14 protein-coding genes are annotated in these 15,921 nt (G+C 58.9%); 4 read left to right on the top strand and 10 right to left on the bottom strand.

Features of this window, described 5'->3' with window-relative positions; all coding sequences use genetic code 11:
* Nucleotides 1-45: 45 nt before the first annotated feature.
* Together AC07W5_RS01555 and AC07W5_RS01550 are read right to left on the bottom strand one after the other, a co-directional pair.
* Nucleotides 46-1,260, bottom strand: a complete 1,215-nt coding sequence (locus tag AC07W5_RS01555; RefSeq protein ID WP_495010422.1) for an aldose 1-epimerase family protein — start codon at nt 1,258-1,260, stop codon at nt 46-48.
* A gap of 198 nt (nt 1,261-1,458) precedes the next feature.
* Nucleotides 1,459-2,379, bottom strand: coding sequence for a LysR substrate-binding domain-containing protein (locus AC07W5_RS01550; RefSeq protein WP_494990875.1), 921 nt, complete (start codon nt 2,377-2,379; stop codon nt 1,459-1,461).
* 152 nt (nt 2,380-2,531) lie between these two features.
* On the opposite strand from AC07W5_RS01550, the gene AC07W5_RS01545 reads away from it, so the two are divergent.
* A complete protein-coding gene (locus AC07W5_RS01545; RefSeq protein ID WP_495010423.1) occupies nt 2,532-3,944 on the top strand; it encodes a NorM family multidrug efflux MATE transporter in 1,413 nt (470 codons plus the stop codon).
* Here the strand turns inward: AC07W5_RS01545 and AC07W5_RS01540 are convergent.
* Nucleotides 3,941-5,611 carry a putative bifunctional diguanylate cyclase/phosphodiesterase gene (locus AC07W5_RS01540; RefSeq protein WP_495022667.1) on the bottom strand — a complete coding sequence of 557 codons (1,671 nt, stop codon included), beginning with the start codon at nt 5,609-5,611 and terminating at the stop codon, nt 3,941-3,943. The genes AC07W5_RS01545 and AC07W5_RS01540 overlap by 4 nt on opposite strands.
* Before the next feature lie 265 nt (nt 5,612-5,876).
* On the opposite strand from AC07W5_RS01540, the gene rep reads away from it, so the two are divergent.
* Both rep and AC07W5_RS01530 read left to right on the top strand, forming a co-directional pair.
* On the top strand, nt 5,877-7,886 hold the full coding sequence (rep, locus tag AC07W5_RS01535; protein ID WP_494990878.1) for a DNA helicase Rep: 2,010 nt from the start codon (nt 5,877-5,879) through the stop codon (nt 7,884-7,886).
* 70 nt (nt 7,887-7,956) lie between these two features.
* On the top strand, nt 7,957-8,529 hold the full coding sequence (locus tag AC07W5_RS01530) for a xanthine phosphoribosyltransferase (protein ID WP_495010425.1): 573 nt from the start codon (nt 7,957-7,959) through the stop codon (nt 8,527-8,529).
* A 128-nt stretch (nt 8,530-8,657) separates the two neighbouring features.
* Here AC07W5_RS01530 and AC07W5_RS01525 read toward each other — a convergent pair whose 3' ends face one another.
* The 6 genes from AC07W5_RS01525 to dadA all read right to left on the bottom strand — a co-directional run bounded on the left by AC07W5_RS01525 (nt 8,658) and on the right by dadA (nt 14,793).
* Nucleotides 8,658-10,577, bottom strand: a complete 1,920-nt coding sequence (locus AC07W5_RS01525; protein WP_495010426.1) for an acetyl-CoA hydrolase/transferase C-terminal domain-containing protein — start codon at nt 10,575-10,577, stop codon at nt 8,658-8,660.
* A gap of 135 nt (nt 10,578-10,712) precedes the next feature.
* The gene (locus AC07W5_RS01520) at nt 10,713-11,138 is read right to left on the bottom strand and encodes a c-type cytochrome (RefSeq protein WP_495010427.1); all 426 of its coding nucleotides are present in this window, start codon (nt 11,136-11,138) and stop codon (nt 10,713-10,715) included.
* Between the two features lie 168 nt (nt 11,139-11,306).
* The gene (locus AC07W5_RS01515; RefSeq protein ID WP_489069446.1) at nt 11,307-11,855 is read right to left on the bottom strand and encodes a cupin domain-containing protein; all 549 of its coding nucleotides are present in this window, start codon (nt 11,853-11,855) and stop codon (nt 11,307-11,309) included.
* 127 nt (nt 11,856-11,982) lie between these two features.
* The gene (gene alr, locus AC07W5_RS01510; RefSeq protein WP_495010428.1) at nt 11,983-13,056 is read right to left on the bottom strand and encodes an alanine racemase; all 1,074 of its coding nucleotides are present in this window, start codon (nt 13,054-13,056) and stop codon (nt 11,983-11,985) included.
* Nucleotides 13,057-13,163: 107 nt separating this feature from the next.
* Nucleotides 13,164-13,517: a RidA family protein gene (locus AC07W5_RS01505; protein ID WP_495010429.1), complete on the bottom strand. Its 354-nt coding sequence runs from the start codon at nt 13,515-13,517 to the stop codon at nt 13,164-13,166.
* Nucleotides 13,489-14,793: a D-amino acid dehydrogenase gene (gene dadA, locus AC07W5_RS01500; protein ID WP_495022666.1), complete on the bottom strand. Its 1,305-nt coding sequence runs from the start codon at nt 14,791-14,793 to the stop codon at nt 13,489-13,491. Before dadA ends, AC07W5_RS01505 begins: the two co-directional genes overlap by 29 nt.
* Nucleotides 14,794-14,949: 156 nt before the next feature.
* On the opposite strand from dadA, the gene AC07W5_RS01495 reads away from it, so the two are divergent.
* Nucleotides 14,950-15,438 (top strand): Lrp/AsnC ligand binding domain-containing protein, encoded by a 489-nt coding sequence (locus AC07W5_RS01495; RefSeq protein WP_494990885.1) that lies wholly within the window; start codon nt 14,950-14,952, stop codon nt 15,436-15,438.
* Nucleotides 15,439-15,481: 43 nt separating this feature from the next.
* Here the strand turns inward: AC07W5_RS01495 and AC07W5_RS01490 are convergent, their stop codons facing one another.
* On the bottom strand, nt 15,482-15,835 hold the full coding sequence (locus tag AC07W5_RS01490) for a YkgJ family cysteine cluster protein (protein ID WP_494990886.1): 354 nt from the start codon (nt 15,833-15,835) through the stop codon (nt 15,482-15,484).
* Between the last annotated feature and the right edge of the window lie 86 nt (nt 15,836-15,921).

Below are 15,921 nucleotides of genomic sequence, written 5' to 3'. Positions count from 1 at the left end.
TCGCTTTTTCTCAACGAATAATCGATTTTTCAGGTTTCCCCTCCCTCACCCCTTGCTCAGATCCACCAACGGCGTCTGCCGCACTTCGGTCTGTCGCCCGTTCTGAATCTCGTTGACTCGCTTCAGTGCCTTATCCACAGCCGGCTTATCCGCCAACAAGCTGTAATTGATCTGGAACTGACGCTGCTGCTTGGCACCGATAGTTGGCACCAGGTTCAGTGGCCGCTGATAGCGACGGTTGTAGGAGAAACTCGTGCCTGGTTCCAGGCCGGTAACGTAACCCTGGCCTTGGGTGTCGGTGTTTTTCCAGAGGGAGAACACAGGCAATTGCTCGGTGTTGAAACCGACCGCCACGCCCAGACTGCCCGCTTTGTTGTGCAGAACGGTGAGCGTGTCGCCCTTGGCGTCGGCGTATGGCACCACGTTGTAGACGGTTTCGTCGTAATCCTTGGTCGGACCTCGATAGGTTTGCCAGTCAGACAAATCCGCTTTGGCCTTGTCGTTGAACGGTGAGACTTGTTTCACCGGCGCGGCAAAACGGGCGCCTTGCTCCAGGAATGGCGTGCTGAAGTTGCTGTGATAAAGCGCCTGATATTCCTTCGGATAGTCGCCGTTGTTGGTCAGCGTGTCGTTGAGCGCAAAGCGCACGCTGCCGGGGTCGGTGACCAGTTCGGTCGCCACCGAAAAGTCGACTTTCTTGAAGGCCTGCTCTTTCAGCTCACCGCGCAGGCTGATGGCATAGGGCGGCTTTTCGTCGATATGCAGGGTGACCTTGTTCGCCGGGATATTGGCGGCGCGGCCATGCAGGGTCAGCAGCTCTCCGTTGTCCATGCCCGGATGGCCGACCCATTCGTAGCCACAACGGGTGACCAGTTCGTTGAAACCCTCCAGCCAGCCCAGTCCGCCGCGGCCGTTGAGCTCGATAAACGACGGGTTGACCACGTCCTTCACTGGAGAGTCCCAGCCCATGCGCACATTACCCACCGAGGCCTGCAGGACGTTCATTCCGCGAGTCGGCACCACGGACAGCTTCATTGCACCATTATCGATGTCGACAATGCTGACGCCCTCCTGACGACCACCATGCAGCGTGCGCATCGTCACGGAGAATGGCTTGGCGGTTTTTACTCCCAACTTTTCGCTGGTGATCTGAAAGTTTTGCGCGGCTTTGTCGGTATCGAGCAACACATAATCCCAAGCCATGGCTTGAGATGCAGCAGTCAGTGCGCTGAGGGCAACGATCAATTTGAGCGGGGTCATGGGAAAGCCTTTCTTGGAGTTGTGCAATTTTTATAGCGCTGATGAAACGATTCAGCAAGTATAAAAACGCACAGTTGAACGCCAATTGAGCTTTTGGCAGCGGATCCGTCACCTCGGTCATTTCGTGGGATTCGAGTTGCTTGTTCTGATGTCTTCGCGAGCAAGCTCGCTCCAGGGGGAAATCAGGGCGTCATCGTTTCAGCTCAGGCGCTCGACGTCAGGTAACTCCATCGCCTGGACTTCGCTCTGGAGAAAATCGCTGAGCCTGCGCAAACGCTCACCTCCTGGACGGGTTTTCGGCCAGACCAGGTAATAATTCTCACCGCTGGCGACGGCTGTCGGCCACGGCAGACTCAACCGCCCCTGCGCGACATCCTCAGCCACCATGAGCAGGTCGCCCATGGAAACACCGTAGCCACGGGCAGCGGCGATCATGCCCAGCTCCAGTGTGTCGAAGACCTGGCCGCCCTTGAGTGACACTTGTTCGGAGAGACCCATGCGCTCCAGCCAATTGCGCCAATCGCGACGGTCCGGCGTCGGATGCAGCAACTCGGCGCTAGCCAGGCGCGCGGCGTCCCAGGGTTGATCGCTCAATAGACTCGGCGCGCCTACCGGGATCAGCAGCTCGGGGAAAAGGTAGCTGGCCTCCCAATCCGGGGGAAAGTGCCCGTTGCTGAGCAGTACCGCACAATCGAAGGGTTCCTGGTTGAAGTCCACCGAGTCGACATCCATCCAGGCGCTGGTCAGTTGCACCTCGTTACCCGGTTGCAAATGCCGGAAACGGCTGAGGCGCGCCAGCAGCCAACGCATGGTCAAGGTCGACGGCGCCTTCATTCGCAGGATGTCATCTTCAGCGCGCAGGGTATTGCAGGCACGCTCCAGTGCCGAGAAGCCTTCACGTATCCCTGGCAGCAGCAGACGCGCAGCTTCGGTCAGCTGCAAGTTTCGACCGCTGCGCTGAAACAGACGGCAGGCGAAATGCTCTTCCAGCGTGCGAATGTGCCGGCTGACAGCGCTCTGGGTAATCGACAGCTCTTCGGCCGCACGAGTAAACGAGCTATGCCGCGACGCCGCTTCAAAAGCGCGCAAAGCGTAAAGAGGAGGAAGACGACGGGACATTGGGAGCGTTCCTATAGCGCAATGGCAAAACCCTACCAGAAACCTCGACGCATGAGTTTTAATCATGCGAGCAATCGTTTTTATCCCTTTGTGCACACGCCCGAGAGCGCCGAGAATCAACCCTTCCCCGCCCTTGTGAACAATCGAGACTGATGATAATGCAGCATCCAGCACGTATCGAACTCCGGGCCATCCTGCGGCTGGCCGGGCCGCTGATCGCCTCGCAGTTGGCACACATGCTGATGGTGCTCACTGACACTTTGATGATGGCCAGACTGAGCCCCGAAGCCCTCGCTGGTGGCGGTTTGGGCGCCGCCAGCTATACGTTCGTGTCGATCTTCTGCATCGGTGTGATTGCCGCGGTTGGCACCCTGGTTGCCATTCGCCAGGGCGCAGGCGACATCAAAGGCGCTACCCGCCTGACCCAGGCCGGGCTCTGGCTGGCCTGGCTGATGGCACTGGTGGCCGGTCTGCTGCTGTGGAACCTCAAGCCCGTTCTGCTGATGTTCGGCCAGACCGAAACCAACGTCCACGCCGCCGGCCAGTTCCTGCTGATCCTGCCATTCGCCCTGCCCGGCTACCTGAGTTTCATGGCCTTGCGCGGGTTTACCAGCGCCATCGGCCGCGCGACTCCGGTGATGGTCATCAGCCTGGGCGGTACCGTGGCCAACTTCCTGCTCAACTATGCGTTGATCACCGGCATGTTCGGCCTGCCGAAGCTCGGTCTGACCGGGATCGGCCTGGTCACGGCAATCGTCGCCAATTGCATGGCTCTGGCGCTGGCCTGGCATATCCGTCGGCATCCGGCCTACGACGCTTATCCGCTGCGTCAGGGGCTGTCGCGGCCAAACCGACAGTACCTGCGCGAGCTGTGGCGTCTGGGGCTGCCAATCGGTGGCACCTATGCGGTGGAAGTCGGCCTTTTTGCGTTCGCCGCGCTGTGCATGGGCACCATGGGCAGCACGCAACTGGGCGCGCATCAGATCGCGCTGCAAATCGTCTCGGTAGCGTTCATGGTTCCAGCGGGTATTTCCTATGCGATTACCATGCGCATCGGTCAGCACTATGGCGCAGGGCAATTGCTGGACGCCCGCTTGGCCGGTCGGGTCGGGATCGCCTTCGGTGGGGCCGCGATGCTCGGTTTCGCGATGGTGTTCTGGCTAGTGCCGAACCAGCTGGTCGGGCTGTTCCTCGATCAAAACGACCCGGCCTTTCGCGATGTGATCAACCTGGCTGTGAGCTTGCTGGCGGTGGCTGCCTGGTTCGAGCTGTTCGACGGCACGCAAACCATCGCCATGGGCGCGATTCGCGGGCTCAAGGACGCCAAGACCACCTTTGTGGTGGGCCTGGGCTGCTATTGGCTGATCGGCGCACCCGCTGCGTGGTTAATGGCCTTTACCCTCGGTTGGGGGCCGACCGGCGTTTGGTGGGGTCTGGCGTTGGGGCTGGCCTGCGCGGCAGTGAGCCTGACGCTGGCGTTCGAAGGGAAGATGAAGCGGATGATCAAAGGCAAGCCCTCATCGCAGAGGGCTCTGGAGCAAGGCATCGGCGACCTGTCGGCTTAGCAGAAATCCTGCACGGTTTGCTTGCAGGCGCCGAACGTCAAGTACTCGACCAATTCAACCAAGGGTAACGGCTTGCTGATCAGGTAACCCTGAACCTGATCGCAGCCGAAGCCGCTCAGTAACGCAAGCTGCTCCGGCGTTTCGACGCCTTCGGCCACCACTTCCAGGTTGAGGTTGTGCGCCAGATTGATCATCGCGTGGACCAGCTTGCGGTTCTCTTCGCGCAGTTCCATGCCGCCGACAAAGCTCTTGTCGATCTTCAGCAGCGCAATCGGCAGGCTGTTGAGGTGAACGAACGAAGAGAAGCCGGTGCCGAAGTCATCCAGTGAGAAACGCACACCCAAACGACCCAGCGCATCCATGGTCTGCTTGACCAGGTCACTTCGGCGCATCACTGCGGTTTCCGTCAGTTCGAACTCCAGCCATTGCGCCTCGACGCCACGCTCGGCAATCAGGCGACTCAACGTCGAGAGCAACTGACTGTCCTGGAACTGCCGGAACGACAGGTTGACCGCCATGTGCAACGGCGGCAGGCCGCGTTCGCGCAGAGCCTGCATATCCCGCAGGGCGCGGGAAATCACCCAATAACCGAGCGGCACGATCAAACCGCTTTGCTCGGCCAGCGGAACGAATTCGCTAGGCGGCAACAGGCCACGCTCGCCATGCCGCCAGCGCACCAACGCCTCGAGACCGACAATCTGCCCGTCTTCCAGGTTCAGCCGTGGCTGGTAATGCAGTTCCAGTTCGTCACGACGCAAGGCACGGCGCAGTTCGCTTTCGAGATCGGCGAGGCTGCGGGCGTTACGATTGATGCGCTCATTGAAAATATGAAAAGTGCAGCCTTGGGTGCTTTTGGCCTGTTGCATGGCGATATGCGCGTGCCACATCAGCGGGTCGGCACCGGCCCGTGTGCGGGCATGGGCAATACCCAGACTGCAGCCGATCAGCAGGCTTTCACCATCGACCCAATAGGGCTCGGACATGGCTTCGATAATGCGTTCAGCCATCCACTCGGCACGCTGCGGCGCCCGGCGGGTGTCGACCAACAAGGCAAATTCATCACTGCCCAGACGCGCCAGTTGATCGCCGGCTTCAAGCTGGCTTTTGAGCCGCGAGACCACCTGCAGGATCAGCCGGTCACCGGCCTGGTGACCGAGGGCATCATTGGCGTGACGAAAGTTGTCGAGGTCCAGATGACCCAGCGCAAGGCCACGCCCTTCATTCTCGGCAAGACGGGCCGCCAGCAAGGTCTGAAACCCCTGGCGATTGGCGATGCCGGTCAGCGGGTCCTGTTCAGCCAGGCGTTGCAAGGTGTTTTCCAGCACACCTCGCTCACGAACATGGCGCAGACAACGGCGCAACGTAGCAATATCCAGAGCATCGCGGACCAACCAGTCGCTGACACCGTCCGGTGCGACTACCGGTTCGTGCTCCAACAGCAATACCGTTGGCAAACTGCAGCGACCCGGAGCGGGTTGCAGGGCTGGAGTCGTCAATAACACCGCAGTGCGGTCGTCATCGAACAAACTACTGACCGACTCCCAGCTCGGCGCACTGATCAGCACAGCCGAGCTCCCCATCGGAGCCAGACACTCGCGCAACAACGCTGCCCACGCTGGCTCTTGGGCCAGAAGCAGCAAACGCAAGGGTTCGACAGGCGTAGACAAGCTAGCTCCCTAGACTCTGCAAAAGATGTTGGCGGCGGGCATTATGACGTGCCGATAAACACTGACCAATGCTATTGATTATCAAAAACCGGCTTGTACCGCTCAAACACGAACATTAGACGCAAATTCATTGCGCATCCTGCGGGAAAGTAACAAAACCGGCAAATTTAGATCGAGTGCTACGTCACAAGTCGCAGAGGAGCGGCAGAATCTTTCCAGCCTGTTAAAATGCCCGCCCATTTCGCAAGCGACCTCCTTTTCCGTCATGTCCCGACTCAATCCCCGGCAGCAAGAAGCCGTGAACTATGTCGGCGGCCCTCTTTTGGTGCTCGCCGGCGCAGGCTCCGGCAAGACCAGCGTGATCACCCGCAAAATCGCCCATCTGATCCAGAGCTGCGGCATCCGTGCGCAGTACATCGTCGCCATGACCTTTACCAACAAGGCCGCGCGGGAGATGAAGGAGCGAGTCGGCAGCCTGCTGCGCGGCGGCGAAGGCCGCGGGTTGACGGTGTGTACGTTCCACAATCTGGGTCTGAACATCATCCGCAAAGAGCATGCACGTCTGGGCTATAAGCCAGGGTTCTCGATTTTCGACGAGACCGACGTCAAAGCCCTGATGACTGACATCATGCAGAAGGAATACTCGGGCGACGACGGCGTCGACGAGATCAAGAACATGATCGGCTCGTGGAAAAACGACCTGATTCTGCCGCCCGAAGCCCTGGAAAATGCCCGCAACCCCAAGGAGCAGACCGCCGCCATCGTCTACACCCACTATCAGCGCACGCTCAAGGCATTCAACGCGGTGGACTTTGACGACCTGATCCTGCTGCCGGTAAAACTGTTCCAGGAGCACGCCGACATCCTGGAAAAATGGCAAAACAAGGTCCGCTACCTGCTAGTGGACGAATACCAGGACACCAACGCCAGCCAGTATTTGCTGGTGAAGCTGCTGATCGGCAAGCGTAACCAGTTCACCGTGGTGGGTGATGATGACCAGTCGATCTACGCCTGGCGCGGCGCACGCCCGGAAAACCTGATGTTGCTCAAGGACGACTATCCGTCCTTGAAAGTGGTAATGCTGGAGCAGAACTACCGCTCCACCAGCCGTATCCTGCGCTGCGCCAACGTGCTGATTTCGAACAATCCCCACGCGTTTGAAAAACAACTGTGGAGCGACATGGGGCACGGCGACGAAATCCGCGTGATCCGCTGCCGCAACGAAGACGCCGAAGCCGAGCGCGTGGCCGTGGAACTCCTCACCCTGCACCTGCGCACCGACCGGCCCTACAGCGACTTCGCCATTCTTTATCGCGGTAATTACCAGGCCAAGCTCATTGAGCTCAAGCTTCAGCATCACCAGATTCCGTATCGCCTCTCCGGCGGCAACAGCTTTTTCGGACGTCAGGAAGTCAAAGACCTGATGGCTTACTTCCGCCTGCTGGTGAACCCGGACGACGACAACGCCTTCCTGCGGGTGATCAACGTCCCACGCCGGGAAATCGGTTCGACCACCCTGGAAAAGCTCGGCAACTACGCCACTGGGCGCAAGATCTCGATGTACGCCGCTACCGAAGAAATTGGCCTTGGCGAGCACCTGGACAGCCGCTTCACCGATCGCCTGACGCGCTTCAAGCGCTTCATGGATCGCGTACGTGAGCAATGTGCGGGAGAGGACCCGATTTCCGCACTGCGCAGCATGGTCATGGACATCGATTACGAGAACTGGCTGCGCACCAACAGTTCCAGCGACAAAGCCGCGGACTACCGCATGGGCAACGTCTGGTTCCTGATCGAGGCGCTGAAGAACACCCTGGAAAAAGACGAAGATGGCGAAATGACCATCGAAGACGCCATCGGCAAGCTGGTCTTGCGCGACATGCTCGAACGTCAGCAGGAAGAGGAAGACGGCGCCGAAGGTGTGCAAATGATGACCTTGCACGCCTCCAAGGGCCTGGAATTCCCCTACGTGTTCATCATGGGCATGGAAGAGGAAATTCTCCCTCACCGCTCCAGCATCGAAGCCGACACCATCGAAGAAGAACGCCGCCTGGCCTACGTCGGAATTACCCGAGCTCGTCAGACTCTGGCCTTCACCTTCGCTGCCAAGCGTAAGCAATACGGCGAGATCATCGACTGTGCGCCGAGCCGCTTCCTCGATGAACTGCCGCCGGACGACTTGGCCTGGGAAGGCACCGACGACATCCCTACCGAAGTCAAAGCCGTTCGTGGCAATACCGCATTAGCGGATATACGCGCAATGTTAAAGCGCTAAATTGACTACTTTTTAACCGAACACTTTTTATCAGAGCTTAGGCGCACAAAGCGCTAAAAGAGGAAGTTCCGTGGAAGCCCTGCACAAGAAAATTCGCGAAGAAGGCATCGTGCTTTCCGATCAGGTCCTGAAAGTCGACGCCTTTCTGAACCACCAGATCGACCCGCAATTGATGAAGCTGATCGGCGATGAGTTCGCCACCCTGTTCGCAAATTCGGGCATCACCAAGATCGTTACCATCGAAGCTTCGGGTATTGCTCCGGCGATCATGACCGGACTGAATCTCGGTGTGCCGGTGATTTTCGCCCGCAAGCATCAGTCCCTGACCCTGACCGAAAACCTGCTGTCGGCGACTGTGTACTCGTTCACCAAGCAGGTCGAAAGCACCGTGGCGATTTCTCCACGGCACCTGACCAGCAGCGACCGCGTGCTGATCATCGATGACTTCCTGGCCAATGGTAAGGCCTCGCAAGCGCTGATCTCGATCATCAAACAAGCCGGCGCCACCGTGGCAGGCCTGGGTATCGTGATCGAGAAGTCATTCCAGGGCGGCCGTGCCGAGCTGGACGCTCAGGGCTATCGCGTTGAATCCCTGGCCCGGGTGAAATCCCTGGCGGGCGGCGTCGTGACCTTTATCGACTAATCCGCCACACCACAAACCCCCTGCGGGAGCGGGCTTGCTCGCGAATGCGGTTTGTCAGTCACATCAATGCTGGATGTGCCGCCGTCTTCGCGAGCAAGCCCGCTCCCACATTTGATCGTCGCTGGTAGTTACTTCGCGGTGGCCTGTAGACCTGCCAACAGCAATCGCTGATACAGATCCTCGCGCAGGCCCTCAGGTTTCGTCAGTTGCATCCGTTCAAGATGAGCCGGGTATTGCGATGGCTGCGGCGCATCCAGCGCGGCCTTGCCCAGCTCGAGAATCTCGGTGAGCTTGAACTTGCTCTTCAACCAGTTGAGCGCCCGCAACAGATCACGCTCCTCGTTGCTGAAGTCGCTGCCCAACGGATACTCCGGAAAAAGCTGGGAATGCCGTGCCTGAATCGCCTGCAGACGCTGCGGGTTGTTGTCGGTGAAACGTGGATCAAGACGGAAGTCCTTGGGCAACTTGCCGACTTTCTGTGCCTGCTCGATCAAGCCCTGCTGGAAGCGTGAATCGCTGATACTCAGCAAGGCCTCGATCACCGCCGCATCGGTCTTGCCGCGCAGATCGGCGATGCCGTACTCGGTCACCACGATGTCGCGCAGATGCCGCGGGATCGTGCAGTGACCGTAATCCCAGACCATGTTCGAACTCACTTCGCCGCCTGATTCGCGCCAGCTGCGCAAAATCAGGATAGAACGCGCACCCTCCAGCGCATGGCCTTGGGCAACAAAGTTGTATTGCCCGCCGACACCGCTGAGTACCCGCCCATCCTCCAGTTGATCCGCCACCCCGGCACCGAGCAGGGTCATGGTAAAGGCACTGTTGATGAAACGTGCATCCTGGCGCTGCAACCGCTTGAGCTGTTCATTGCCGTACAGCTCATTGATGTAGCTGATGGCGGTCATGTTGAATTCAACCAGCTTGCTCGGCGGCAACTCGCGTAACCGCTGATAGAAACTGCGCGGCCCGAGAAAGAACCCGCCATGCACTGAGATACCGCCCTGCTGTGCGGCCTCATCCAGCGCTCCGGCATTCGCCTGCTCTTGCAGCGCAACCTGCGCATAAACCTTACGCCTTACGATTCCTGCATCGGCCAGAACCAACAGCCCGTTGACGAACATTTCGCTGCAACCGTAAAGCCCTTTGGCGAAGGGCTCGACGCCGCCTTCACGCTCGATCAGACGCTGCCAGTGTGTGACATCGATCTCCGCCAACAGCGCTCGATAACCGTCGTTATCCGCTTGACGTGCCAGCAGTGCTGCAGTCAGCGCATCGCCCATGGAGCCGATGCCGATCTGCAATGTGCCGCCATCGCGCACCAAAGTACTGGCGTGCAGCCCGATGAAATGGTCCTGCAAGCCCACGGGCATATTCGGCGTGGAAAACAGCGTTGTGTGGTCCTCCTCGTCGATCAGCAGATCGAAGGCGTCACTGCCGATTTCCGCATGGCCCGGCATGTAGGGCAGATCGCGATGAACCTGGCCGAGCAGCAGAATGGTTTCTCCCGCCGCGCGGCGCTTGGCGATCATCGGCAGCAAGTCGAGTGTGATATCCGGGTTGCAGCTCAAGCTCAGGCGATCCGCCTGTGGATCACGAGCGACCAGTTGCGCGACCAGGTTCAAACCGGCGGCATTGATGTCCCGCGCGGCATGGCTGTAGTTGCTGCTGACGTAGTCCTGTTGAGCGGGCAGGCTGTTGAGCAAACTCCCTGGCTGCATGAAGAACTGCTCGATGCGGATGTTGGCCGGCAGGCTGTCGTGGTGCAGATCAGCGAGATAATCCAGTTCCGTATAATCGCCGAATACACGTTCGACAAAGGGCTCGAGAAAGCGCCGTTGCAAGCCATCACCCAAGGATGGGCGACCCAGACTCAGGGCTGTGTAGATCGTCAGCCGTCGCCCGGGCAGTTGTGCAATGCGTTGGTACAGCGCGTTAACAAAAGCATTGGGTTTGCCAAGGCCCAGCGGCAAACCCATATGAATATGCACCGGTAAACGTGCGAGCACAGCATCGACCGCATGCTCGATTGAACAGGACTGCACCATCTGACCCTCCGTGGACGCGCCTTGAGCCGGGGAGGGACTGAGCTTGCCGGGTCTTTGCTGCAAAGAACAGCCTTGAGGCCAAATCTCGGGCACAAAAAAGCCGCTTGTAAGCGGCTTTTTCGCGGAAGATGGGGCTTATTTCAGGCCGGACATCTTCTGGATTGCGCCTTTGAGATCGCTATCGGAGCAATCGGCGCAGGTGCCTTTGGGCGGCATCGAGTTGATGCCGGTAATGGCTTTGGCCAACAGGCCGTCAAGACCACCTTGCTCTTTGGCGCGCTTGCCCCAGTCGGCAGCGTCGCCGATTTTTGGCGAACCCAGCAGGCCGGTGCCGTGGCAAGCATTGCAATGCTTGGCAATCACGTCGTCAGGGGTTTTCGCACCGCCGCCGCCCGCCGAAGCAGCGACTTCCATCCCCTTGCACTCTTGACCTTGTACACAGACCTGGCCGACTGGTTCAAGGCGTTTAGCGATATCGTCGTTGGTCGCAGCTTGAGCGCTGACTGCCCAAAGGGCCAATACGGTTGCTGGTGCAGCCAGCATTTTCATAATTAGGTTCACGCGTACACCCTCAATGGTGGCTAGTCACGCCCACGGCCACGGTTCGCAGGCGGGCGCAAGTATAGCGGTTAGCCTGCCACACTGAAACAACCCTAAAGTCGAAGGGGTATTAGTCGCGGCGGAAAACTAACCAGAGCGCCTGCACAAACCTTGCTGGACGCCTTCCTCTTAGAAATTCGCTGGCGTGGCTGCGCTGATTAGCCGCGCCGGCGCGTCGAACGGATTACGGAAACGGTGCGGCTTGGTGCTTTCGAAGTAGTAGCTGTCACCGGCCTCAAGCACGAATGTCTCAAGCCCCACCACCAACTCCAGACGACCTTCCAGGAGAATCCCGGTCTCCTCACCTTCGTGGGTGAGCATTTCGCCGCCGGTATCGGCGCCTGGTGGGTAAATCTCGTTGAGAAAAGCGATTGCCCGACTCGGATGAGCCTTACCAACCAGCTTCATGGTGACCGCGCCATCGGAGATATCGATCAGTTCGTGAGCTTTATAGACGATCTGAGTCGGTTTTTCCTGGAGGATTTCTTCGGAAAAGAACTCGACCATGGACATGGGGATACCACCAAGAACCTTCCTCAGCGAACTGATCGAGGGACTGACGCTGTTTTTCTCGATCATCGAAATGGTGCTATTGGTGACCCCCGCACGCTTGGCAAGCTCACGCTGGGAAAGACCTTTCAGTTTACGGATCGATTGCAGTCGTTCACCGACGTCCAATGCATTAGCCTCCCAGGATTCAGGTTGTAGGGTATTGAGCGTTATCATGGCGACAGCGTTCAGTATTTACAACACTTGGGCCTGAATCCGCTTCAGGAAGGCGACTTCCGGTAAGGCAGAGTGCCCTTTAGCTCCCGGAATAGAGCAGTGGCACTCGGCGCAGGTTGCAGAAAATCTGATAAGGAATAGTGTCGGCAGCCATCGCCACGTCGCTGGCAAGGATGTTCTTGCCCCACAACTCGACCGTCGAACCGAGGCCGGCCTGCGGTACATCGGTCAGATCAATGCACAACATGTCCATCGATACCCGCCCAAGCAGCTGACTGCGTTGACCAGCCACCAACACTGGCGTACCGGTAGGCGCCTGACGCGGATAGCCGTCGGCATAACCCATGGCAACCACGCCAATACGCATTGGTTTGGGCGTGATGAACTTCGCACCGTAACCAACCGGTTCGCCGGCGGGCAGCTCACGCACGCTGATCACTTTCGATTCCAGGGTCATCACTGGCTGCAAACGCGCAGCCACCGCATTGGCCTCCTCGAACGGAGTCGCGCCGTAAAGCATGATGCCCGGGCGCACCCAGTCACTGGGAATGTTCGGCCAACCGAGAACCGCCGGCGAGTTGCGCAAACTGACCTGAGCCGACAACCCCTGGCGAGCGGCTTCGAACACCGCGACCTGCTCGGTACTGCGGGCGCAATGGAGCTCATCGGCGCGGGCGAAGTGGCTCATCAGGACAATCTTTGCCACTTTGCCACTGGCCAGGAGTCGTTGATAGGCCCCTTGATAATCCGCCGGATGCAGTCCGACGCGGTGCATGCCCGAGTCGAGCTTGAGCCAGATGGTCAGCGGCTTGGCCAGTGCGGCTTTCTCGATCGCCTCGAGCTGCCACAACGAATGCACCACACACCAGAAATCATGCTCGACGATCAGCGCCAGCTCATCGGCTTCGAAAAACCCTTCGAGCAACAGCACCGGCGCACGAATACCGGCTGCACGCAGTTCCAGCGCTTCCTCGATACAGGCCACGGCAAAACCGTCAGCCTCAGCTTCCAGAGCCTGGGCGCAGCGCACCGCGCCATGGCCATAAGCATCGGCCTTGATCACGGCGAGAGCCTTGGCTCCCGACACTTCGCGGGCCAGTTGGTAGTTGTGACGCAGAGCTTGAAGATCGATCAGGGCACGGGCAGGACGCATGGCGGCAGACTTCTAGGCGGTCATGAGGGAAGAAAAAACCGGCGCTGGCTGACAGCGTGAACCACCAACAGCGCCGGGAGAGGGATCGTTGTTACTTAAAGCGTTACTTAAGGCAGAGCGGCCACAACCGACAGCTCAACCAGAATTTCCGGCTCGCAGAGCTTGGCTTCGACGGTTGCGCGGGCAGGTGCCACACCTTTTGGCAGCCACTTGTCCCAGACAGCGTTCATACCGGCGAAGTCAGCGTCGATGTCTTTCAGGTAGATCGTCACCGACAGCAGACGATTCTTGTCGGTCCCGGCCAGATCCAGCAAACGCTCGATGTTGGCAAGGGTTTCACGGGTCTGCTGTTCAATCCCGGCGTTCATATCGTCGCCAACCTGTCCTGCCAGATACACGGTATTGCCGTGTACAACGATCTGGCTCATGCGCTCATTGGTGAGCTGGCGCTGGATTGACATGTTTAGCTGACTCCTTGGGATTGTTATCGTAACGAGAAATATCGAGGCCTTCGGCACTGATCTGCGGCGTTTTCTTCGCCATCAGGTCAGCCAGCAAGCGACCAGAACCACACGCCATGGTCCAGCCGAGCGTACCGTGACCGGTGTTCAAAAACAGATTGCGCAACGGTGTGGCACCGACAATCGGTGTGCCATCCGGTGTGGTCGGACGCAGGCCGGTCCAGAAACTGGCCTGGGACAAATTACCGCCCTGAGGATAGAGGTCGTTGACGATCATCTCCAGGGTTTCGCGCCGACGCGGATTGAGCGACAGGTCAAAACCGGCAATTTCAGCCATGCCACCGACACGAATGCGGTTGTCGAAACGGGTGATCGCGACCTTGTAAGTCTCGTCGAGGATAGTCGAAGTCGGGGCCATCTCCGGGTTGGTGATCGGCACGGTCAACGAGTAACCCTTGAGCGGGTACACCGGCGCCTTGATGCCCAGCGGCTTGAGCAACTGCGGCGAATAGCTGCCGAGTGCCAGCACGTAGCGGTCAGCGGTTTCCAGCTTGCCGTCGATCCACACACCATTGACCCGATCACCCACGTAGTCGAGGCGCTGAATGTCCTGGCCGAAGCGGAATTCCACACCCAGTTTCACAGCCATTTCGGCCAGGCGGGTGGTGAACATCTGGCAGTCACCGGTTTGGTCATTCGGCAAGCGCAAGGCACCGGCGAGGATGTCGGTGACGCTGGCCAGTGCGGGTTCAACGCGGGCGATGCCAGCGCGGTCGAGCAGTTCAAAAGGTACGCCGGACTCTTTGAGCACCGAGATGTCTTTCGCCGCGCCATCGAGTTGCGCCTGTGTGCGGAACAGCTGGGTAGTCCCCAGGCTGCGTCCTTCGTAGGCAATACCGGTTTCGGCGCGCAGTTCGTCGAGGCAGTCACGGCTGTATTCGGACAGACGGACCATACGCTCTTTGTTCACCGCATAGCGGCTGGCGGTGCAGTTGCGCAGCATCTGCGCCATCCACAGGTATTGATCAATCTCGGCAGTGGCCTTGATCGCCAGCGGCGCGTGGCGCTGCAACAGCCACTTGATGGCTTTGAGCGGCACACCCGGCGCGGCCCAGGGCGAGGCATAACCCGGCGAGACCTGGCCTGCGTTGGCGAAACTGGTTTCCATGGCAGCGGCCGGCTGGCGGTCGACGACCACCACCTCAAAGCCGGCCCGAGCCAGATAATAGGCACTGGCGGTACCTATGACGCCGCTACCCAAGACCAGAACGCGCATTTTCATATCCCTCATCGCGGCTTACCGCTGACGTTTGTTGTTCAGAGCGAAGATGCGCGCAGTGTAAAAAACATTTGCCAGTGCTTTTCACTATATAAGTGCCTATATTTGGCGAGAATTCTCGGCAAAAACCCTTTTCACGGAGGCGCATCCCCTATGCGTACCAACACCCAGACCAAACGTGAGCTGGACAAGATCGACCGCAACATCTTGCGCATCCTGCAGGTGGACGGGCGCATTTCCTTCACCGAACTGGGGGAAAAGGTCGGCCTGTCGACCACACCCTGTACCGAGCGGGTACGTCGTCTGGAGCGCGAAGGAATCATCATGGGCTACAACGCCCGGCTCAACCCGCAGCACCTCAAGGGCAGCCTGCTGGTATTCGTCGAGATCAGCCTGGACTACAAATCCGGCGACACCTTCGAAGAGTTCCGGCGAGCCGTGCTGAAGCTGCCCCATGTGCTGGAGTGCCATCTGGTGTCGGGCGACTTCGACTATCTGGTGAAAGCACGGATTTCAGAGATGGCGTCGTACCGTAAATTGCTGGGCGACATCCTGCTTAAACTGCCCCATGTGCGGGAGTCCAAGAGCTATATCGTGATGGAAGAGGTGAAGGAGAGTTTGAATCTACCGATTCCGGATTGAGCGCATCACGCTCGTTCCCACGCTCTGCGTTGGAACGATCATTTCAAACCAGAACCTGCCGCGTGCTGGCCATGTACTCATGGATCTGCTTTTCGACTCGCGGATGAATCAACTCCACCGGGCGGCGGCCATTGGGGCATGGCAAGGTCGGCGTAGTGCCGAATAGACGACAGATCAACGGACGCTCGTCGTACACCGTGCAACCGTTGGGGCCCAGGTGAACGCAGTTCAACTCATCCATCGCCGCTTCCTGCTCGGCCGCCGTCTTGCGCGGTAAACGGGACATTTCTTCGGTCGAAGTGGTCACCGGACCACAGCAGTCATGGCAACCGGGGACACACTCGAACGAGGGGATCTGCTGCCGGAGAGTGCGAATTTTCTGGCTGTTGCAGCTCATCGAAGCGGTTACCGGGAAAGTGGATGGATTGGAATTTTGCCTTAAAAGCCACGTTCCAGACAGCGCCAGCCGACCAGTGTTGCCGC

The organism is Pseudomonas sp. GW821-FHT01E05 (genome assembly GCF_059422425.1).
The sequence above is the reverse complement of the archived record's forward strand: the minus strand, read 5'-3'. Positions and strand labels throughout refer to the sequence as shown.